The sequence below is a fragment of the Streptomyces sp. NPDC002817 genome (assembly GCF_053592055.1).
The window spans coordinates 272,086-292,460 of sequence record NZ_JBSFUY010000002.1; the positions used below are offsets into that span (position 1 = coordinate 272,086).

The window sequence follows — 20,375 nt, forward strand, 5'->3', positions numbered from 1 at the left end:
GGGCGGCACGACAGCAGGCACGTCAGGCAGGGCAGACAGCACACGGTTCACAGGACCGACCGGCTCGGCGTCCTTCGGGGTGCGGTGCCGGAACGGACTTCGACGAACCCGTTGAGGGGGGTGCCAGGACCAATGGCGCGGCGCATCGACGTGACCGGGGCGGGCGGCGTACGTCTTGCCGCCTGGGAGTTCGGCGACCCTCCCAAGCCCGACCCGGCGAGGGACGCGACGGAGCACGGCGTCCGGGAGAACGGCGAGACAGCCGGGCGGCGCGTCGGTCAGCGGACCGCACAGGGCGCCCTCGATCCTTCGCCCGGCGTGCTCTTACTGCACGGCCTCATGGGCCGCGCCTCCCACTGGGCCTCCACCGCCCGCTGGCTCTCCGAACGCCACCGGGCCGTCGCCCTCGACCAGCGCGGCCACGGCCGCAGCGACAAGCCTCCACAGGCCTCCTTCACCCGCGAGGCCTACGTCGAGGACGCCGAAGCGGCCCTCGAACAGCTGGGCCTCGGCCCCGCCGTCCTCATCGGCCACGCCATGGGGGCGCTGACCGCCTGGCAGCTCGCCGCGAAGCGGCCGGACCTGGTGTCCGGAGTGATCATCTGCGACATGCGGGCCTCCGCGCTCGGCGCGGCCTCGCAGCGGGAGTGGGCGGACTGGTTCAAGGCCTGGCCCGTGCCCTTCGCCACCCTCGCCGACGTACGCAAGTGGTTCGGGGAGGACGATCCGTGGGTGGAGCGGCCCAATCCGGCGCGGGGGGAGTTCTACGCCGAGGTGATGGCCGAGTCGCCGGACGGATGGCGGCCGGTGTTCGAGCATGAGCAGATGCTGAAGTCCCGGGAACCGTGGGTGTTCGACGCGCACTGGGAGGAGTTGGCGCAGGTGCGGTGCCCCGCGTTGGTCGTGCGAGGGCTCGACGGGGAGTTGGGACGGGCGGAGGCGCAGGAGATGGTGCGGGTGCTGCCTCGGGGGGAGTACGCGGAGGTCGCTGATGCCGGGCATCTCGTTCATTACGACCAGCCGGATGCGTGGCGGGCGGCGATCGAGCCGTTCATCGACGGGCTCACGGAGTGATGAGCGCCCAGGAACTCGGGGGTCTGTCGTCGTGGGCGGGTGGTTCGTGGCTTGTCGCGCAGTTCCCCGCGCCCCTGAGGGCGTTGCGGGCACCCTGCGTCAGAAATGACCGGCCGAACAGCGGCCCGAAAGACGCTTCAGCCCTTGCTCACCGCCGCCAGGATCTCCGGGAGTCTTGCCGCCGTCCTCGGTGCCGCCAGGTGCAGGCCCGCCAGTGTGATGGCCGCCCCGTACGCGGCGCCCGTCGGCAGTAGTAGCCAGGTCCAGTCGTCCCCGCCCGCGCTGACGTTCAGCCAGATCGTCAGGACGATGACCGGGGCGCACAGCAGGGCCGCGCCGACCATGCCGCCGAAGATCGAGATCCAGGCGAGTCCGGCCTGGCCGGGGGCCACGTTCTTGTAGCCCTCCTGCGGGATGGAGTACGGGAAGCGGGCGGAGGCCCACGCGCCCGTCGCCAGCATCGCGCCGAGCAGGGCGAAGGACAGGCCGAGCGCCTCGGGAAGCCGCGCCCAGTCGCCGAGCATCGCCGTGGTCAGGACGGTCACGAGGGTGGCGTACGGCAGGGTGATCAGCAGCAGGGCCAGCGCACGGCCGCGCAGCTCGACGTAGGCGTCCCGGGTCGAGGAGATGGTCAGGGCGACCATCCAGAACGCCGAGGTGTCCTGGCCGAACTGGTTGTACATCTGGATGCCGAGCATCCCCGCGGCGAAGCAGGCGAAGTAGATCGAGCCGGTGCCCTGCAGCGCGTTGAACACGGGCACGATCAGGCCGATCGCGAGCGAGGTCACCCACGCCGCCTTGGTCTTCGGGTCGCGCCAGATGTACCGCAGGCTGCGCTCCACGACCGTCCCCGTGCGCCCGGTGGGCAGCAGCCGCCCGAGTCCGGTCGACGTCCGCTCGCGCGAGCCGGAATCGCCGGCGGACTGCAGGGTGGACCCGTCGGGGGCGGTCATCAGCCGGGTCAGATGCCGGGCCCATACGGCGATCAGGCCCGCCAGCGCCCCCGCGCTCAGCGCGAGTTGGACGACAGCGACCCCGTACGACCCCTCGCTCACCGACTCCACCGCCCCGATCGCGGAAGCAGGCGGCACCCACTTCAACACCTCGCCCGCCGGATCGAGCTCGGCAAGGCCGCTCGAACCCAGCCGCTGCGCACCGAAGTTGACGAGCTGCGCCCCGATCGCGATGACCAGCCCGCTCAGTACGGCCAGATCCCGGCCCTTACGGCTGGTCAGCAGCCGGACGTTGGCGGCGGCCACGGCCCGCGCGAGTGCCACGCACACCAACAGCGCCAGCACGACCGCGACGACGCCGACGACGTACGCGAGTCCGCCGTGCGCCACCGAGATCGCGGACCCGACGAGCAGGCACAGGGTGAACAGCGGCCCGATCCCCACCAGCGAGGCCGCGAGGAGCGCCCGCACCAGTGGCCGGGGGCGCAGCGGCAGCATCACCAGGCGCGTCGGATCGAGCGTCTCGTCCCCGCTGGGGAAGAAGAGCGGCATCACCGCCCACCCCAGCGCCAGCACCGCCACCAGCAGCACGACGACGGACACGGCGTGCTCGTTCCCGCGCAGGGCGATCAGCCCGAGGAGCTGGAGCGCGGCGAACAGCAGGGTGATGACCGCCGACGCGATGTACGCGGCGCGTCGCCCGCCGGACTGCTTCAGCCCGTTCCGCAACAGTGACAGCTTCAGCCGTACGACGACGGCGGTGACGTCGGCGCTCATCGTGCCGCCCCGCCGCCCAGCCAGTCGAGATCGGACCCGGTGTTCCGCGTGCCCGCCCCGACGAGTTCCAGGAAGGCGTGTTGCAGCGAGGGCGCGGTTCCGAGTACGTCGGCGAGAGGGCCGTGCGCCCGGATGCGTCCCGCGGCCATCACGGCCACCCAGTCGCACAGCGACTCGACGAGCTCCATGACGTGGGAGGAGAAGACGACGGTCGCGCCCGACCCCGTGTACCGCTCCAGCACCCCCCGGATGGTCTGTGCGGAGACGGGGTCGACGCCCTCGAACGGTTCGTCCAGGAACAGCACTTCGGGATTGTGGAGCAGGGCCGTCGCGAGTCCGATCTTCTTCCGCATGCCGGTCGAGTAGTCGACGACCAGTTTGTGCTGCGCGCCCGCCAGGTCGAGGACGTCGAGGAGCTGGGTGGCCCGCTTGTCGACCTCGGCGCCGGGCAGACCGCGCAACCGCCCGGAGTAGGCGAGCAGTTCCCGCCCGGAGAGGCGTTCGAAGAGGCGCAGTCCTTCGGGGAGGACGCCGATCCGGGCCTTCACCTCGACGGGATCCCGCCAGACGTCGTGCCCGACGACCTCGACAGAGCCATGATCGGGCCGCAACAGCCCGGTGATCATGGAGAGGGTGGTGGTCTTCCCGGCCCCGTTGGGTCCGACGAGCCCGATGAACTTCCCGGCGGGCAACTCCAGATCGATCCCGGCGACGGCGACCTGCTGGCCGAACCGCTTCCAGAGCCCACGCACACTCACTGCCGACGTCATGGAAGCCAACCTACGGGGCGCGGAGAACTTTTAGCGGTCCCGCCCGCACGCGTAGGCGAGCGGAGAGATCAACTCCTCCGCGTCCGGCAGCCACCGGTTCGCCGGCGTGGGCCTGCAGGCCCACTGCACGGCCCCGCTGGACCCGTACCGCGTGGGGGGCGCCGCCACGAACGCGCCCTCGCCCAGCGCGACCAGATCGAGCGACGACGGCGTCCAGCCGAGCTTGCGCACCAGGTCCGGCACCTTCACCGAAGCACCCGGCAGCACGAGGAAGTGCATCCGGCGATCCGGCGACAGGGTCACCGGCCCCAGCGTCAACTCCATCCGCTCCATCCGCGCCAGCGCCAGGAACCCGGCGGTCTCCGGAACGGAGATCGCGTCGAAGGTCCGACCGGTCGGCAGCAGGATCGACGCGAGCGGCTGCTTCGACCACAACCGGCGCGCGACGGTCGCACTGCCCGTGGCCTGCGTCGCCCAGTCCTCTCGCGAGGGGTGTGCGCCGGGCGCGGCGCACGCCGCGTCGCCGCAGGAGCAGTGCTGCACCCCGTCGACGGCTTCCAGCCAGGTGCCGGGGAACACGTCCCAGTGGCGCTCCTCGGCGTAGCGTACGGCGGTCTCCAGCAGCGATTCCCCGCGCTGCTTCGGAATCTGTGCGGCTTCGGTGCTCGCGATCGTCTCTTCCACGCCCAACACAACTCCCCCCGCCACCTCGGGTTACGGCCGTACCGCGCGCGGGGGAAGCGCATCGATTCCGCATCTGGGGCGCATGGATGCATGTGTGGGGGCGCGCAGGAGGATCTGCGGGGGGAGGTGGGTAGCCACATGCGGGGTGGCTTCCGTCTTTTACCCCGGCAATCCTCGCATGCTTCGCATTTTCGGTATGTCGGTGGGGCATTGATCTTCACGGCCGGAAATCTTCGCTCACCTCGGCGGGATCCGGTGGTGAAAGACACGTCAACTCGGTGCGTGGGCAGGCACCGCAGCCACAGGGGGTACGCCAATGGCCGCAAGGCCTCTCGTCGCGCGGCAGCCGAACGAACGGTTGCAGGCGCTCATCCAGGAAGCGGGTTGCTCGAACGCCGGGCTGGCCCGCCGGGTCAACATGTGCGGCGCCGAGCACGGTCTCGACCTGCGCTACGACAAGACGTCCGTGGCGCGCTGGCTGCGCGGGCAGCAGCCGAGGGGACGCGCCCCGGCGATCATCGCGGAGGCGCTGGGCCGCAAACTCGGCCGTACGGTCACGATCGACGAGATCGGCATGGCCAACGGCAAGAACCTCGCGTCGGGCGTCGGTCTCCAGTTCTCGCCGACCGTGCTGGGGGCCATCGAGCAGGTCTGCGAACTGTGGCGCAGTGACGTGGGGCGCCGGGACTTCCTGTCCGGCTCCTCGGTCGCCGCGTCCGCGCTCGTCGAACCGAGCCGCGACTGGCTGATCTCCTCGCCGGACTCGCAGGTCGCGCGGCAGGCGGGACCGCGGGTGGGCCAGTCCGACGTGGCGGCCGTGCGGGCGATGACCCAGGCGCTCGTCGACCTTGATCACCAGTACGGCAGCGGTCATGTGCGTCCGGTCGTCGTGCACTACCTCAACAGCGTCGTCAGCGGGCTGCTCGCCGGTTCGTACCGGGAGGCCGTGGGGCGTGAACTGTTCGCCGCGGTCGCGCGGTTGACCGAGCTCGCCGGGTACATGGCGATCGACACCGGCCAACCGGGTCTGGCGCAGCGGTACTACATCCAGGCGCTGCGGCTCGCGCAGGCGGCGGGGGACCGGGGCTACGGCGGATACGTGCTCGCCGCGTCCATGAGCCATCTCGCCGCGCAGCTCGGAAACCCGCGCGAGATCGCGCAGTTGGCGCGCGCGGCACAGGAAGGGGCGCGGGGGCGTGTGACGCCGCGCGCGGAGGCGATGTTCTACGCGGCCGAGGCGCGCGGGCACGCGTTGATGGGCGACGCGCGGGCGGCGCAGCTGGCGTCCGGGCGGGCGGTGGGCGCGCTGGAGGCGGCGGATCCTTCCTCCGGGGACGATCCGGCGTGGATCGCGCACTTCGACGAGGCCTATCTCGCCGACGAGTTGGCGCACTGCCACCGGGACCTCGGGCAGGCCGAGGCGGCGGCACGGCGGGCGCAGGAGTCGCTGGACGGGCTTCCCGAGACGAAGGCGCGGCGCCGGGCCATCGGCTATGTGCTGCTCGCCACCGCGCAGGTGCAGCAGCGCGAGATCGAACAGGCCTGCCACACCGGGCTGAAGGCCGTGGAGTTGCTGGAGACCGTCCGCTCCAACCGGGGCGCCGAATACCTGGAGGACTTCCAGCAGCGGCTGGAGCCGTTCCAGGACGAGGCCGTGGTACGGGAGTTCGGAGTGCGACTGGAGTTGCAGGCGGCGGCGTGAAACCCCGGGGTACGAGGGCGTGAACGCGCAGGAAACGAAGGCTCCGGAGGCGAAAGGAGCGTCTGTATAGCGGATGCGGGCCCGGTTTTGTTACCGCGGTCACAGGGACACCGGTCCAGTCCTGTGCTGCGTGGCACCGGGCTCGGGGGACCCGGTAGCGTGAGCCGACGATTCACAAGGTCCCCCATTCGTAGGAGTCCCGGTGACGCAGAGTGGACAGGGCGAGGAGCCCTCGCCGCGCGTGGCGCGCGAAGGCATCGTGCTGCCCTCCGACGGCGGCGAACCGCTGCTGCCGGGCCAGACGGGCGGACCCGGCGGCTACCAGTCCGCGCCGCACCCCCCGAACCCGACCCCCGCGCCCCCGCCCGGCGGTCAGGCCTGGGGCACCCCGTGGGGGCCCGAGCAGCAGACGCCCGCCCCGCAGCAGGGCGAGGGCTGGGGTGCGCCGCAGGAACAGCAGTGGGGTGCGCCCGACCCGTACCAGGCGCAGGCCCAGCAGTGGGGCGCCCAGGACGCGTCGCAGCCGCTGCCGCAGCCCGGCGGCTACGACAACGACCAGCCCACCTCGTACTACCTGCCGCCGGTGAACCAGAACCCCCAGCACGGCGCCGGCCCGGGTGCGCCTCCGCCGCTCGCCGGCCACGACAGCGACCAGCCGACCTCGTACTACCTGCCGCCGGTGAACCAGAACACCGCGGGAGGGTACGGCGCTCCCGGCGCCCCGCTGCCGCCCGCCACCGACGCGTACGGCACGCCCGCCGGACACGGCGGCCCCACCGGCATACCCCTGCCCCCGGCGGACGAGGGCGCCACGCAGTACATCCCGCCGGTCGCCGTGTCCCCGGACGAGGGTGTGACGCAGTACATCCCGCCGGTCGCGCCCGGGGCGCTGCCGCCCGAGATGCCCGCGCAGGGGGTCTCGGAGCAGACGCAGTTCCTGGGGCGTGCCCCGCAGGGCGGCGGACCGCTGCCGCCCGTGTCCGGGCCCGACGCCGAGGCCACGCAGTACATCGCGCCCGTGCCCGGCCAGCACGGTGGGGAGCGCCAGCCGCCCGCCGAGTTCGACAACCTCTTCCGCAGCGGGCCCGGCGGGGAGAGCCCGGCCGGGGCCACGCAGCAGTTGCCGCGCTTCGAGCAGGCGCAGCCGCCGCACGCGGGGCACCAGCAGCCGTCGTACGGACACCGCGACCACCACGACGACGGTGGTGGCCGCGGCGGCCGCAACCGTTCGCGCGTGCCGCTCATCGCCGCCGTCGGTATCGGGATCGCCGTCCTCGGCATCGGCGCGGGCGCGCTGCTGGCCAGTGGCGGCGGGGACGACGACGGTGACGGCAACAAGACCGTCGCCGCGACCGCGCCGGCGAGCGAGTCCGCCTCGCCGTCCGCCGACCCGGCCGAGGCGCAGGCCGTCGAGCTGGACAAGCTGCTGGCCGACAGCGGTGACAGCCGGGCGTCGGTGATCAGCGCGGTGGAGGACGTGAAGGCCTGCAAGAACCTCGGCCAGGCGGCCAAGGACCTGCGGGACGCGGCCACCCAGCGCAACGACCTCGTGACCCGACTGTCCGGCCTCTCCGTCGATCAGCTCCCGAACCACGCCCAGCTGACCACCGCCCTCACCAAGGCGTGGCAGGCGTCCGCGTCGGCCGACAACCACTACGCGGCGTGGGCCGACCAGACCGCCGGCAAGAAGGGCTGCAAGAAGGGCCAGGCGCGGACCACCGGCCAGACCCAGGCCGGCAATACCGCGAGCGGCGAGGCCAGCACGCAGAAGATCACGGCGGCCAAGCTGTGGAACGCGATCGCGAAGACGTACGGCCTGACCGAACGCAGCCGCACCCAGCTGTGACCGGCGGGGGCCGCCCCTCGCGGCCCCCGCTGCCGGGTCCCGGGCCTAGCTCACGTCGGCGTTCGCCAGCGTCTCGCGTACGTCCGTGAAGCCCTTGCGCGCCGCCACCAGCCGGCCCTTGCGTACGGCCTGCAGCGTCACCTCGGTGTTGACCAGGCGCGGCAGGCCGATGGCCCCGAGGCCGTTCTCGTAGTCCCAGTCGAGGGTCGGGGTCAGTCCGCCCGTGTTGACCTTCAGACCGTCGTCGAGCGCCTTGCGTACGGCGGTCGACGTCAGCTCGCCGTCGCCGAGCGAGTCGACGGCGGCCTTGAACACGGTGTACGCGAGCCAGGTGGTCTGCACTCCGGCGTCCGCGGGATCGATGCGGTTGTCGTCGAAGGCCTGCTCCTTGATGACCTTCTTCATCGGGTCCCAGCGCTGATCGGTCGCGACCGGGTACCAGCCGGTGATGTACGACCCCTCGTAGGGCCCCGCGGCCCCGCCGGAGGCGTCTATCACCGTCTGGTCGACGCTGCCGAGGACCGTGCCGGTGCGTACGTCGGGAAAGTCCTCGCGGGCGCGCCGGAAGGAGTCCATGAAGGTGCTGGTGCGGTCCCCGAGCGCGGGCAGCACACACCCCTTCTGCACCGGGTCGCCGGTCGTATGGGCGAGGGCGCGCTCGGACTGCGCCGAGTACTCGGTGGCGTCCTCCGCGGCCAGCTGGTCGTCCGCCGCGGCGTGGCCGGAGGCCTTCAGACCGGAGTCGAGCATGACGTGGAGTTCGTCGCCCGCGATGCTGTCGGGGCGGACCAGCGCCACGGGCCCGCAGCTGCCGCCGAGTTCCTTGCCGAGGCCGGCGAGCAGGCTGGGCTGGCCGCCGTTGACGGGGTAGGAGGCCACGCTGTCGAACTCGGCGTTGGTGATGCCGTAGCCGCCGATGTAGGGGATGTCGGCACCCTCGAGCGTCGGGAAGAACGCGTCGCCGTACTGACTGTAGGAGCCGACCACCGCGACGACCTTCTCGTCGACCGCGCGCTCGGCGCACTTGGCGGCGGAGACGGCGTCGTTGTGGTCGTTGCAGACCAGGACGGAGAGCTTGCGGCCGTCGATGCCGCCGTGCGAGTTGATCCAACGGGCGTACGCCTGCGCGAAGGCGGGCATACCGGGCTTGTTGGTGGCGCCGGTGTTCATCGGGGCCCAGGTCATGACCTTGATCGGGTCATCCCCGGAGCCCCCCGTGGCACCGGGGATGACCCCGCAACCGACGGTCAGCGACGCACACGCGGCCAGCGCCGTCGCCGCGAGGGCGGTGGCTCTGACGGGCGGGTGGATCTTGGGGAGGAAGGTGCTGCGGATGCGTCGCCTGCCGGTCATGGGCACACACGCTTCCGCCACATGACCAACCCGGGAGTGACTTACGGTCAACAGTCGGTGACGCGAAGGTGAATTGCGGGGGCCGGTGAGGCGCGTGTGACGAGGAACGTACGATCGATGACCGTGCAAGGTTCGGAGAACTCTTCCCGTCGCGGCCGTCGCTCATCCACCATGGGCGGCATGCCACTGAACGACATGCCGTGGTGGCGCTGGCGCAGCAATGTGCGCTCCGCGCTGCACATGCTCTCCGACCCAGGGTTCCAGCGGGACGTCTGGCTGGCCGGTGTCGAGGGGTACGGGGACGTCACCGACGCCGTGTACCGCCTCGTCGAGGACACCTGGCTCGACAACTGGTCCGCCGAGAAATACGTCGGCACGATCTTCCGGGACTCCCAGGAGTCGGCCCTCGTCGACACCGCGGTCCTGCGGGTGCTGCGGATCATGCACCAGGTCGGCCCGGACGCACCCGTCTCCGCCTACGTCGACCACCCCGCGTGGCCGGAGGCGGTACGGGCCGCGCGCGACGCCCATGTGCGGATGGCGACGGCCGACGGGGACGACCCGGACCAGCCGCCGAGTTCGCTGCACGTGCTGCAGATCATGACCCGGTCCGCGTGACGGACGCGTTCTCTGCGGTGCCGGTGGGTATGGGACCCTGTCCTGCATGAACGAGCAGTCCACCCGAGCCGCGGCGCCCGCCGAGCAGTACGTCCTCATCCTGTCCTGCCCCGACAAGCAGGGCATCGTGCACGCCGTGTCGAGCTACCTCTTCATGACCGGCTGCAACATCGAGGACAGCCAGCAGTTCGGCGACCACGACACGGGTCTGTTCTTCATGCGCGTCCACTTCTCGGCGGAGGCGCCGGTGACGGTGGAGAAGCTGCGGGCCAGCTTCGCGGCGATCGGTGACGCCTTCCACATGGACTGGCAGATCCACCAGCCCGAGGAGAAGATGCGGGTCGTCCTCATGGTCAGCAAGTTCGGGCACTGCCTGAACGACCTGCTGTTCCGGGCCCGTATCGGTGCGCTGCCGGTGGACATCGCCGCCGTGGTCTCCAACCACACCGACTTCGCCGAGCTCGTGGGGTCGTACGACGTTCCCTTCCACCACATCCCGGTGACGCGGGAGAACAAGGCCGAGGCCGAGGCGCGGCTGCTCGGGCTGGTGCGCGAGGAGGGCGTCGAGCTGGTCGTTCTCGCCCGGTACATGCAGGTGCTCTCGGACGACCTCTGCAAGCAGCTCAGTGGGCGGATCATCAACATCCACCACTCGTTCCTGCCGAGCTTCAAGGGTGCGAAGCCGTATCACCAGGCTCACGCCCGGGGGGTCAAGCTGATCGGTGCGACCGCGCACTATGTGACGGCCGACCTCGACGAGGGGCCGATCATCGAGCAGGAGGTCGAGCGGGTCGGGCATGACGTGACCCCGGACCAGCTGGTCGCGATCGGGCGGGATGTGGAGTGCCAGGCGCTGGCGCGGGCGGTGAAGTGGCATGCGGAGCGGCGGATTCTGCTGAACGGGCGCCGGACGGTCGTGTTCGCCTAGGAGCTCGGGGCCTTGTGACGTCGGGCGGCTGCGGACCGGTTGCGGCTGGTCGCGCAGTTCCCCGCGCCCCTGAAGGCCGGTTCCCTGCACATACCTCAGGGGCGCGGGGAACTGCGCGAGCGACCACGAACTACCCGCGGCCGCCGACGAATCCGCAACCCGCCCCTAGATCCGGCTCAGCGACGCGACCGCGAACAGTACGTCCCTGATCGCCTCCCGGTCACCCACCTGTCCCGCCGCCGCTTCCGCCGGAGGCACGTGGCCTGCGGCCAGCTGGCAGAACTCCACGCCGTCCAGAGCCACGTGCGCGACCTCGTACTCCGCGGAGCCCACCGCCGCCGGTGAGTCCAGCGGGATCAGCCACTCGCCGCCACCCGAACCCTCGATCTCCAGCCGCAGGCTGCGCCCCGGCTCGCCCGCGGGGACGAGGTGGCGCCCACGGAGCGGCCCGGCCAACCCGGTCCGGCGCCGCACGGCCAGCGCCGCGGGGAGCATGCGGGCGGCCAAATCGATCATGCGGTTCAGATGGCGGGGGGACGGAGGTCCGTACGGGTAGTCGACCGCCTCGGCGATGTCGTCGGCGTGGACCCAGCACTCGAAGGCCCGGTCCAGCATGGCGTCGTGCAGGGGGAGTTCGAAGTCGCCGTACGACACCGAGAGCTTGCCGGAGCCGCCTCCGGTGAAGGAGACCGTGCGCACCAGGTCGTGGCTCTGTTCGCGCCAGGGGCCCCGGACGGAGCGGGTCGGCGGGAAGTGGGAGCCGCGCCAGAACGCCTCGGTGCGGGCCGCGGGGGTCGGTGAGCCCGTGGTGATGTCGCCGAGCGGGTCGTCCAGGCCCAGCGCGAGGGCGACCAGGCCGTCGACCGTGAGCAGGTGGGCGATGACGCCGGCGACCGTCGTACGACGGCTCGTCGCCTCGTCGGCCTCGAACCAGCGCAGCCGCACGGGCGCGTGCCACTCGGCGTCGCCCATGTCCCGCAGCAGCGCGTCGAGGCGCGCGGTCTCGGCGTCGTAGGGCGCCGCCCAGTCGGGTACCGGGATGCGCGGCGGACGGCGGCCCAGGCAGCCCTCCAGAACACGGGTGCGCAGCCCGGGATCGAGGTCGAGGCTCTCCTGCGGATGGAGCAGGCCGACCGCCCCGCGCAGCCGCAGCGCCTCGTCCGCGCAGGAGCCGCAGTCGCCGAGGTGCTCCTCGACGGCCGCCGTCTCCGCGGGCGAGCAGGCGGCCAGCGCCCAGGCGCCGAGGAGCGCCTTCAGTACGGGGTGTTCCAGGACGAGGGGCGGCGGGGGCGGCGGTGTCTCCAGCGGGGGCAAGGGGTGCCCGGTGTCCTCGACGGACGCGCGCGGGAGCGGTATGCGGGGCGGCTCGGAGGAGGGGCCGTGGGTGGGGCCGTCGCCGTCGGTCGGGCCGCCGGTGCCGTCGCCGTCGCCGTCTCCCGGGGGCGGGAGCTCGCCCCGCCGGTCCGCGCGGCTGTGGGACTCGTACTCCCGGCCCTCCTGGCCGTCCTGCCCCTCCCGGTCCTCCTGGCCTTCGTGCTCGTCGTACGCCTCGAAGCGGTTCGCCTCGTTCACGCCGCACCTCCGTAGCCGGGAGGCGCTCCGGGGGCGGCGCCGGCGTCATGGGCCGTGGCCAGGAGCTGGAGGCCCAGACGGAGGCGGCGGCGGGCCTCGTCCTCGGTGACTCCGAGGTCGGCGGCGGTCTGGCGGTAGTCGCGGCGCTGGAAGTACGCCAGCTCGAGGGCGGCGCGCAGCGGGGACGGCATGGACTGGACGATGTAGTCGGCGCGGGCGGCGACGGAGGCGTGGCGGACCTTGCGCTCCAGTTCCTCGGTGGAGCCGCGGCCGCCCTGGGCGAGGGCCGCGGTCTCGGTGGCACGCAGGCGCTGCACGGCGAGGCGGTGGGTCAGTGTGGCGACCCAGGAGCGCAGGGGGCCCTGTTTGGGGTCGTAGGCGTCGGGGTGCTCCCAGACGTGGGCGAAGACCTCACGGGTGATGCCGTCGGCGGCGCGCTCGTCGCCGAGCACGCGGTGGGCGAGGCCGTGCACGAGCGAGGCGAACCGGTCGTAGAGCTCGCCGAGGGCGGCCGCCTCGCCGCGTGCGAGCCGCTGCTGCATCTTGCGGTCCCAGCGGGGAGGTGCGTCCTTCTTCGCCATGCCGCCCCCTCACCGTCGTTCGCGACTCGTCAAGCCTGGACCCACCGTCTCCTCGAATGTAGTCGGCACTCCTGACAGCGCACGCCCCTTTGTAGCAATGTGCGCCCCCGTGAGAGCAGTCGGTGATAGTGGACCTTCGTCTTCCTTCCACTCTGCGTCCATCCACGATCGAACAGGATCGAAGGCGACTAGAACAAGCCTCTTCTGATCGGTTTCCGTTTCCTGGCTTGTGTTTCAGGGAACCGCCGCTGGGCAGCCGCGCTGCAAGGAAGCGTAGGAACGGCTTCCGTTTGCGGGCCGTTCCGGGAAGTCCCGGCGAGCGAAGGGCGTGGTGGTGGGATTCAACGTGACCGGCGGCGAGCACGGCGACTGGGCCGTGCTCCATGTGTCGGGCGAACTGGATCTGGTGACGTCGCCGGTGCTGCGGCAGCGGGTGCACGACGTGGTGGCCGAGGGCCGCCACAGTCTTGTCCTCGACCTCTCCGAGGTCTTCTTCTGCGACTCCAGCGGCGTCGGCGTCCTCATCGCCTCCCGCCGCCTCATCCGCTCCTGCCAGGGGCAGCTGCGGCTGATACTGCCGGCCCAGGGCGCGGTGGACGGCTCCCACGTCAACAGGGTGCTGGGGGCGCTGGGGGTGCGGCGGCTGTTCGACGTCCACGTGGACGTGGATTCGGCGACGGAGGACGAAGCGGGGCCGCTGTCGGCGTGAACCGGAGGCACCGCCGCTTCTGCCACACCGTTGTCCCAAAATTCCCCCGGTCTTGGCACAACCGCCGCTTTCCCGCTCCCCGCCCCGCCCCGGCGTCGTACGCTCCGAACCAGATGCACCCCACGTGACGTAAGGCGGCCCGAGAAGACATGGTCAGCAGCGAGTACGAGCGCAGGATCGCCGGCCGGTTCGCCACCTTCGACCAGGACGGCAACGGCTACATCGACCGGGCGGACTTCAGCGTGGCGGCCAAGGCGCTGCTCGCGGAGTTCGGTACGGCGGCACGGTCCGACAAGGGACAGGCCCTGTATGTCGGCGCGGAGGCGTTCTGGCAGGGCATGGCGGGCATCGCGGACCGGGACGGCGACCAGCGGATCACCCGCGAGGAGTTCGTGAACGGCGCCGTGAAGCGGCTGCGTGACAATCCCGACCGGTTCGCCGAGATCGCCCGGCCCTTCCTGCACGCGGCCCTCGCCATCGCCGACCCGGACGGCGACGGAGCCGCCACCGTCGAGGACACCGCGCGCGTGCTCCGGATCCTCGGCGTCGCGCAGGAGATCGCCGGCACCGCCGCCACCGCGCTGGACACCGACGGCGACGGCAGGATCGGCGAGGAGGAGATCGTCTCCGCCTTCGCCCGCTACTTCACCGTCCCCGAATAGCGCTCCCGCAGCTTGTACTTGAGCACCTTCCTGAGCGTCTCGTTGCGCGGAAGGGCGTCCACCACCTCCAGCTGCTCCGGCAGCTTGTGGACCGAGAGCCCTTCCGCGCGGAGATAGGACGTCATCGCCGCCAGGGTCAACTCCTCGGCCCCGGCGCCCTGTTCCACCACCGCGCACACCCGCTCCCCGCGCTCCTCGTCCGGCAGCCCGATCACCGCCACGTCCCCGACCGCCGGGTGCGCGGCCAGCAGGTCCTCGATCTCCTTCGCCGAGATGTTCTCGCCCTTGCGGATGATCACGTCCTTGAGCCGCCCGGTGAGCACCAGATGCCCGGTGTCCGTGAGCATCCCCAGGTCACCGGTGCGCAGGAACCCGTCCTCGTCGAAGGCCTCCGCAGTCTGCCCCGCGTCCAGATACCCCTGGCACACGGCCTCCCCGCGCAGCCGCACCTCCCCGTCCACGATCCGTATCTCCATCCCCTCCGGCGGCCGCCCCTCGGTCGTCGCGAGGTTCTCCACGGTGTCGTCCGGCGACCCCATGGTGATCATCGGCACCTCGGTCATGCCGTACCCGTGCGTGAGCTGCACCCCCATCTCCCGGACGACCGCGTGGTACACCTCCGGCGGCTTGGGCGCACCGCCACCGGCCAGCAGCCGCAGGGTGGGTATCACCCTGGCCTCCGGCCGCTTGCGCTGCTCCGCCAGGAACATCGAGTAGAACGCCGTCGATCCGCCCGCCACCGTCACCCCGTGCCGGCGATACCCCTCCAGCGCGTCCGGCAGCGCGAACTGCTCGAACATCACCGCCGGGAAGCCGTACAGGAGCAGCATCACCGTGTAGTCGGGGCCGGCGATGTGGGCGTACGGGAAGGCCATCGAGCCCACGTCGTCGGGCGACAGACGCAGCGCGTGGGCGAGGCACGAGCCGCCCGCGATCAGTGAACGGTCCGTGTGCAGCACGCCCTTGGGGTCGGAGGTCGTGCCCGAGGTCCAGTAGATCCAGCGGACCGAGGTGCCCGAGGAAGGCGGCGCGGGCAGCAGACCGGGATCGCCGTCGGGCAGCCGGTCGTACGCCTCGAAGGCGCCCTTCGCGCCGAGCCGCCGCGCCATCCCCGAGTAGTCGAAGCCCCGCCACTCGCCGGGTACCGCGAAGTACTCGGCCTTCGACTCCCTTAGCGCGAAGCCGACTTCGCGGTCCCGGTAGAACGGGATGACCGGCGACTGGACCGCGCCGAGGCGGGCCAGCGCGAAGGACAGCACCGCCGTCTCGATCCGCGTGGGCAGCTGCCAGGCGACCACCGTGCCGGGCCGTACGCCCATGTCGTACAGCCCCGCCGCCACCCGCTCGGCGCGCGCGTGCAGCTCGCGGAAGCTCAGGGAGCGGTCGTCCTGGAGGAGGACCGGGCGGTCGGGGGTGAGATCGGCGCGGCGGGTGACCAGTTCCCAGAGGGTGCGGGAGGAGCTCAGGGAGTGCGGGGTCTCGTTCATGGGTGCCCCCTGCTTGGCTGACGACTCGTCAGGTGACATGCTATCTGACGCTCCATCAGATCGTGCCTGTCAGGTGAACACCGTCCGGCGGAGGAGATCATGCCGACCGAACTGCCCCGCATCATCAGCGTCGACGACCATGTGATCGAGCCCGCGCACCTGTTCAAGACCTGGCTGCCGGCCAAGTACCAGGACCGCGGGCCGCAGCCGCTCACCGCCGGGATCGGTGAACTCGCCTACGTCGGCGGCAAGTACCAGATCACGATGGACCCGGACGGCCCGCCCACCGACTGGTGGATCTACGAGGACCTGAAGTTCCCGTACAAGCGCAACATCGCCGCCGTCGGCTTCGACCGCGACGAGATGACCCTGGAGGGCATCACCCGCGAGGAGATGCGGCGCGGCTGCTGGGACCCCGTCGCGCGGCTCAAGGACATGGATCTCAACCACGTCGAGGGCAGCCTGTGCTTCCCGACCTTCCCGCGCTTCTGCGGGCAGACCTTCGCCGAGGCCCACGACAAAGAGGTCGCGCTGGCCTGTGTGCGGGCCTACAACGACTGGATGGTCGAGGAGTGGTGCGGGGACAGCGGCGGGCGGCTCATCCCGCTGTGCCTGATCCCCCTGTGGGACGTGGAACTGGCGGTCGCGGAGATCCGGCGCAACGCCGCGCGCGGTGTGCGGGCCGTGACCTTCTCCGAGATCCCCACCTACCTCGGCCTGCCCTCCATCCACTCCGGCCACTGGGACCCGTTCTTCGCGGTCTGCCAGGAGACCGGCACGGTCGTCAACATGCACATCGGCAGCAGCTCCCAGATGCCGGCCGCCTCCCCCGACGCCCCGCCCGCCGTCCAGGCAGCGCTCAGCTTCAACAACGCCATGGCCTCGATGATGGACTTCCTCTTCAGCGGCGTGCTGGTGAAGTTCCCGCGCCTCAAACTGGCCTACAGCGAGGGCCAGATGGGCTGGATCCCGTACGCCCTCGAACGCGCCGACGACGTGTGGGAGGAGCACCGCGCCTGGGGCGGGGTGCGCGACATCGTCCCGGAGCCGCCGTCGACGTACTACTACCGGCAGATCTTCTGCTGCTTCTTCCGCGACAAGCACGGCGTCGCCTCACTGGACGTGGTGGGCCGGGACAACGCCACCTTCGAGACCGACTACCCGCACGTCGACTCGACCTTCCCGCACACCAAGGAGGTCGCCCTCGACCATGTGAAGGGCCTCGACGACGAGACCGTCTACAAGCTGATGCGGGGTAACGCCATCCGCATGCTCGACCTCGATCTGGACCGGGACCGGTAGGCGGGCCCGTGGATCTCTCCCACTCTGCCGAAGAGGAGGAGTTCCGGGCGCGGTTGAGGCAGTGGCTCGGCCGGGTGCTGCCCACGCTCCCGCCCAAGCCGTCCCCGGACGACTGGCCCGGGCGCCGCGCCTACGACATGGGCTGGCAGCGGATGCTGTACGACGCCGGGTACGCGGACGTGCACTGGGACGCCTCGCCGACCACACGGCTGATCTTCCTGGAGGAGACGGAGAAGGCGGGGGCGCCCTATGTGGGCGCGGGGTTCGTCGGGCTGCTGCACGCCGGGCCCACGATCGCCGCGGAGGGCTCCGCCGAGCAGCGGGCGCGGTGGCTGCCGCCGATCCTGCGCGGGGAGGAGGTCTGGTGCCAGGGGTTCAGCGAGCCCGACGCCGGGTCCGACCTCGCCGCGTTGCGGACACGTGCGCGCAGGGACGGCGACGAGTACGTGGTGAGCGGGTCCAAGATCTGGACCTCGCACGCCGAAGTCGCCGACTGGTGCGAACTGCTGGTGCGCACCGACCCCGCGGCCGCGAAACACCGGGGCATCACGTGGCTCGCCCTGCCCATGGACGCTCCGGGGATCACCGTACGGCCGCTGAGGACCCTCGCCGGGTCCGCCGAGTTCGCCGAGGTGTTCCTCGACGAGGTCCGGGTGCCGGTCGGCAACCGGGTCGGGGACGAGAACGACGGCTGGCGCGTGACCATGGTGACGCTGTCCTTCGAGCGCGGCACCGCCTTCGTGGGCGAAGTCGTCTCGTGCAGGCGGGTGTTGCGTGAACTCGCCGGTGAGGCGCGCAAGAACGGGCGGTGGGACGAGCCGGAGCTCAGACGCCGGCTCGGGCGGCTCAATGCCGAGTTCCGGGCGCTGTGGCGGCTGACACAGTGGAACGTGAGCGAGGCGGAGGCCTCCGGGGGAGTCCCCGGTGTCGGGGGTTCGGTCTTCAAACTGAGGTATTCGCAGGCGCGGCAGGAGCTCTACGACGCCGCCGCCGACGTCCTGGGGCCCGACGCCCTCGACCTCGACCGGCCGTGGGTCCTGGACCGGCTGTCCTCGCTGTCGTACACCATCGCCGCCGGCACCTCGCAGATCCAGCAGAACATCGTGGCCGAACGGATCCTGGGGCTGCCGAAGGGGCGGTGACTGTTCCCGTGCGTTTCCAACTCACCGATGATCAACGCGCGTTGCGGGACGGCGTACGAGGGCTGCTGGCCCGGCGCTTCGACCGCGAGGCGCTGTGGGCCGCCGTCGACTCGCCCGGCCGCCTGGACCGGGCGCTGTGGCGGGAGCTGGGGGAGGCCGGGTTCTTCGCGCTACGGGTGCCGGAGGGCGACGGAGGGGTCGGACTCGGGCTGCCCGAGGCCGTGTTGGCCTTCGAGGAGGCGGGGCGGGCGCTGCTGCCCGGGCCGCTGGTGGCCACGCATCTCGCGGCGGGCGCGGTGCCCGGGGCGGCCGACGGGTCGGTGGTCGTGGCCGGCGTGGACGGCGGACTGGTGGAGTGGCTGGACGCCGCCGACGTCGTACGAGGCGATGCCGCCGGCGCCGTGGCGCTGCGGTCGGTCGATCCGTTGACGCCTCTGCATCGCACACCCCGGGCCGCCGTGACCGATCCCGTCGCCGTGCTCCTCACCGCCGCCGAGCAGCTCGGCACCGCCGCGCGCGTGTGCGAGCTGGCGGTGCAACACGCCCGGACGCGTGAGCAGTTCGGGCAGCCGATCGGGGCGTTCCAGGCCGTCAAGCATCTCTGCGCGCAGCTGCTGGTGCGGGCCGAGGTGGCCCGTGCGGCGGTCTACGCGGCCGCCGTCACCGAGGACCCGGCCGACATCGCCGCGGCCCGGCTGCTCGCCGACGAGGCCGCCGTACGCGGCGCCCGCGACTGCCTCCAGGTGCACGGCGGCATGGGCTTCACCTGGGAGTCCGAGGTGCATCTGCATCTGAAACGGGCCTGGGTGCGGGCACAGCGTGGCGGTGGACGCACGGAGAGTGAGGAGCTGCTCGCGGCCGAGCTGACGGCCTGACGGGGCGTGGGCTGGGGGATCGGCGGGAGCGCTCCCGTGAATGTCGCGGATTGTGGCATACCGGAATTACGGAGCGTTGATATCGGGTTGTGTCCTATGCGTGACCCGTCACGGCCTGGAGTCGGGGGGTCGCTCCGGTACCTTCTGTGGGATGCGAGTGGTTCCGAGCACGAGCCATGCCGGTGTTGCCTCTGTGGCGGCTCCGGATGCGGCGGTGCGCTCCGCTTCTCGCACGGTCGGCGGGCCTTTGGCCTCCACCTGTTCGACTCCCCGCAACGAGCGTCGCACAGTATGCCACCCGGGTACTCCTTCGCGCTGGAATATGCCCGAAGCGCTTGTTGAGGTGACTGTACGTCAACCATGCTGTCTCGTAAGGGATTCACGTTCTGTGATCCCGGCTGTGGCCATTGTTCTGGCCATGCAAAAAATGGCTACGATCGTGGCCCTCGTGAGGCGCGAGGCTATGTGTCTGCCGGTTCGGATGGTGTGAGCGGTGCAGGTGCTTCAAGTGCAGCTGGAGATCCGGCCCGACCCCGCAGAGGTGGGGCGAGCCCGGCGGTGGGCCCGCTCGCGGCTTGCCGGATCCGGGATAGGGGCCGACGAGGCGCTTGCCGAGACCCTGATCCTTCTCGTGTCCGAACTGGTCACCAACGCCGTGGTGCACACCGGCTGTCCGGCCGTCCTGCGCCTGTCGCTGCCCTGTACCGCGGCCGAACAGGCCACCGTCCGCCTCGAGGTGGCCGACGCCAGCGGCCGCGCCCCCGTGCCGCGCTGCGTCGACGGTGACGCTACGGGCGGACGCGGACTCGCCCTGGTCGACGGCCTCGCCGACCGGTGGGGCTGGAGCCCCGAAGGTGCCGGCAAGCGCATCTGGTGCGAACTCGACCGCTGTGCGGCCAAGGGCCGCGAGGGGACGGCGTCCTTCGGGGGCGGCGCCTCGGCGTTCGAGGGTTATGAGGGGCTGGCGTACGAGGCGGTCTGAGGCCGCTGTCCGAGGTGGCGCGGTCGGAGCGCGGTCGCAGAGCGCCCCGGTCCTCCCTGTCGATCGACAGGCGGTGCGCCGCGATGTGCTTCCGTGCGCGCCCGTAACAAATGGTGCGTAAGTAATAATTCCCCGAACAGGTGTTGACGCCTCGTGTCCGTTTGCTCACGCTTGTGGTCAGCGATTCGCCGCGAGGGGACGACGAGGGTTCCGGTGACGGGAGCCCTCGGCGAGCGTGGGTCGTGATGCGGCGCCGGTTCCCTCTGGGGCAAGAGGAACCGTTGGGGCCCCCGCTCGAGCGAAGCCGAGAGTGGGGGAGGGTGCGCCGAGTCGGACGGCGGGGCGCGATGCCGTGCTC

At 71.4% G+C, this 20,375-nt stretch carries 18 protein-coding genes; 11 read left to right on the top strand and 7 right to left on the bottom strand.

The features are described from left to right. Positions 1 to 132 precede the first annotated feature (132 nt). Complete coding sequence (locus ACWD3I_RS04250) at positions 133 to 1,074, top strand: alpha/beta fold hydrolase (protein ID WP_266890906.1); 942 nt, start codon at positions 133 to 135, stop codon at positions 1,072 to 1,074. Positions 1,075 to 1,211: 137 nt separating this feature from the next. On the opposite strand, the gene ACWD3I_RS04255 is transcribed toward ACWD3I_RS04250, so the two are convergent. The 3 genes from ACWD3I_RS04255 to ACWD3I_RS04265 are packed head-to-tail and all read right to left on the bottom strand — an operon-like array spanning position 1,212 to position 4,267. Then, positions 1,212 to 2,804 carry a transporter gene (locus ACWD3I_RS04255; RefSeq protein ID WP_365408524.1) on the bottom strand — a complete coding sequence of 531 codons (1,593 nt, stop codon included), beginning with the start codon at positions 2,802 to 2,804 and terminating at the stop codon, positions 1,212 to 1,214. Next, positions 2,801 to 3,574 (bottom strand): ABC transporter ATP-binding protein, encoded by a 774-nt coding sequence (locus tag ACWD3I_RS04260; RefSeq protein WP_365408527.1) that lies wholly within the window; start codon positions 3,572 to 3,574, stop codon positions 2,801 to 2,803. The genes ACWD3I_RS04255 and ACWD3I_RS04260 overlap by 4 nt, the downstream gene beginning before the upstream one ends. A 30-nt stretch (positions 3,575 to 3,604) precedes the next feature. Next, positions 3,605 to 4,267 (bottom strand): bifunctional DNA primase/polymerase, encoded by a 663-nt coding sequence (locus ACWD3I_RS04265; RefSeq protein WP_095046508.1) that lies wholly within the window; start codon positions 4,265 to 4,267, stop codon positions 3,605 to 3,607. 307 nt (positions 4,268 to 4,574) lie between these two features. Here ACWD3I_RS04265 and ACWD3I_RS04270 point away from each other — a divergent pair, with 307 nt between their 5' ends. Beyond that, positions 4,575 to 5,960, top strand: a complete 1,386-nt coding sequence (locus ACWD3I_RS04270; RefSeq protein WP_365408531.1) for a transcriptional regulator — start codon at positions 4,575 to 4,577, stop codon at positions 5,958 to 5,960. A 202-nt stretch (positions 5,961 to 6,162) separates the two neighbouring features. After that, entirely contained in the window at positions 6,163 to 7,806 is a 1,644-nt protein-coding gene (locus ACWD3I_RS04275) for a hypothetical protein (protein WP_365408534.1), read from the top strand. Between the two features lie 45 nt (positions 7,807 to 7,851). On the opposite strand, the gene ACWD3I_RS04280 is transcribed toward ACWD3I_RS04275, so the two are convergent. Beyond that, a complete protein-coding gene (locus ACWD3I_RS04280) occupies positions 7,852 to 9,159 on the bottom strand; it encodes an ABC transporter substrate-binding protein (RefSeq protein ID WP_365408537.1) in 1,308 nt (435 codons plus the stop codon). 117 nt (positions 9,160 to 9,276) lie between these two features. Between ACWD3I_RS04280 and ACWD3I_RS04285 the strand changes: the two genes are divergently transcribed. Both ACWD3I_RS04285 and purU read left to right on the top strand, forming a co-directional pair. Continuing rightward, entirely contained in the window at positions 9,277 to 9,777 is a 501-nt protein-coding gene (locus ACWD3I_RS04285; RefSeq protein ID WP_365408540.1) for an SCO4402 family protein, read from the top strand. Between the two features lie 46 nt (positions 9,778 to 9,823). Further along, positions 9,824 to 10,705, top strand: a complete 882-nt coding sequence (gene purU / locus ACWD3I_RS04290) for a formyltetrahydrofolate deformylase (protein ID WP_365408543.1) — start codon at positions 9,824 to 9,826, stop codon at positions 10,703 to 10,705. A gap of 165 nt (positions 10,706 to 10,870) precedes the next feature. Here purU and ACWD3I_RS04295 read toward each other — a convergent pair whose 3' ends face one another. Then, entirely contained in the window at positions 10,871 to 12,277 is a 1,407-nt protein-coding gene (locus ACWD3I_RS04295) for a zf-HC2 domain-containing protein (protein ID WP_365394247.1), read from the bottom strand. Continuing rightward, entirely contained in the window at positions 12,274 to 12,858 is a 585-nt protein-coding gene (locus tag ACWD3I_RS04300) for a sigma-70 family RNA polymerase sigma factor (RefSeq protein WP_365394246.1), read from the bottom strand. The genes ACWD3I_RS04295 and ACWD3I_RS04300 overlap by 4 nt, the downstream gene beginning before the upstream one ends. Positions 12,859 to 13,186: 328 nt before the next feature. Here ACWD3I_RS04300 and ACWD3I_RS04305 point away from each other — a divergent pair, with 328 nt between their 5' ends. Together ACWD3I_RS04305 and ACWD3I_RS04310 are read left to right on the top strand one after the other, a co-directional pair. Further along, on the top strand, positions 13,187 to 13,567 hold the full coding sequence (locus tag ACWD3I_RS04305) for an STAS domain-containing protein (RefSeq protein ID WP_046259043.1): 381 nt from the start codon (positions 13,187 to 13,189) through the stop codon (positions 13,565 to 13,567). A gap of 149 nt (positions 13,568 to 13,716) precedes the next feature. Beyond that, positions 13,717 to 14,229 (top strand): EF-hand domain-containing protein, encoded by a 513-nt coding sequence (locus ACWD3I_RS04310; protein ID WP_365394245.1) that lies wholly within the window; start codon positions 13,717 to 13,719, stop codon positions 14,227 to 14,229. Here the strand turns inward: ACWD3I_RS04310 and ACWD3I_RS04315 are convergent. Then, positions 14,208 to 15,716, bottom strand: a complete 1,509-nt coding sequence (locus ACWD3I_RS04315; RefSeq protein ID WP_365394244.1) for a class I adenylate-forming enzyme family protein — start codon at positions 15,714 to 15,716, stop codon at positions 14,208 to 14,210. The genes ACWD3I_RS04310 and ACWD3I_RS04315 overlap by 22 nt on opposite strands. A gap of 99 nt (positions 15,717 to 15,815) precedes the next feature. On the opposite strand from ACWD3I_RS04315, the gene ACWD3I_RS04320 reads away from it, so the two are divergent. The 4 genes from ACWD3I_RS04320 to ACWD3I_RS04335 all read left to right on the top strand — a co-directional run bounded on the left by ACWD3I_RS04320 (position 15,816) and on the right by ACWD3I_RS04335 (position 20,017). Next, a complete protein-coding gene (locus ACWD3I_RS04320; RefSeq protein ID WP_365394243.1) occupies positions 15,816 to 17,018 on the top strand; it encodes an amidohydrolase family protein in 1,203 nt (400 codons plus the stop codon). A gap of 8 nt (positions 17,019 to 17,026) precedes the next feature. Then, on the top strand, positions 17,027 to 18,160 hold the full coding sequence (locus tag ACWD3I_RS04325) for an acyl-CoA dehydrogenase family protein (protein WP_365394242.1): 1,134 nt from the start codon (positions 17,027 to 17,029) through the stop codon (positions 18,158 to 18,160). An 8-nt stretch (positions 18,161 to 18,168) separates the two neighbouring features. Next, on the top strand, positions 18,169 to 19,035 hold the full coding sequence (locus tag ACWD3I_RS04330; RefSeq protein ID WP_365394254.1) for an acyl-CoA dehydrogenase family protein: 867 nt from the start codon (positions 18,169 to 18,171) through the stop codon (positions 19,033 to 19,035). A 508-nt stretch (positions 19,036 to 19,543) separates the two neighbouring features. Next, positions 19,544 to 20,017, top strand: coding sequence for an ATP-binding protein (locus tag ACWD3I_RS04335; protein WP_365394253.1), 474 nt, complete (start codon positions 19,544 to 19,546; stop codon positions 20,015 to 20,017). Positions 20,018 to 20,375 lie beyond the last annotated feature (358 nt).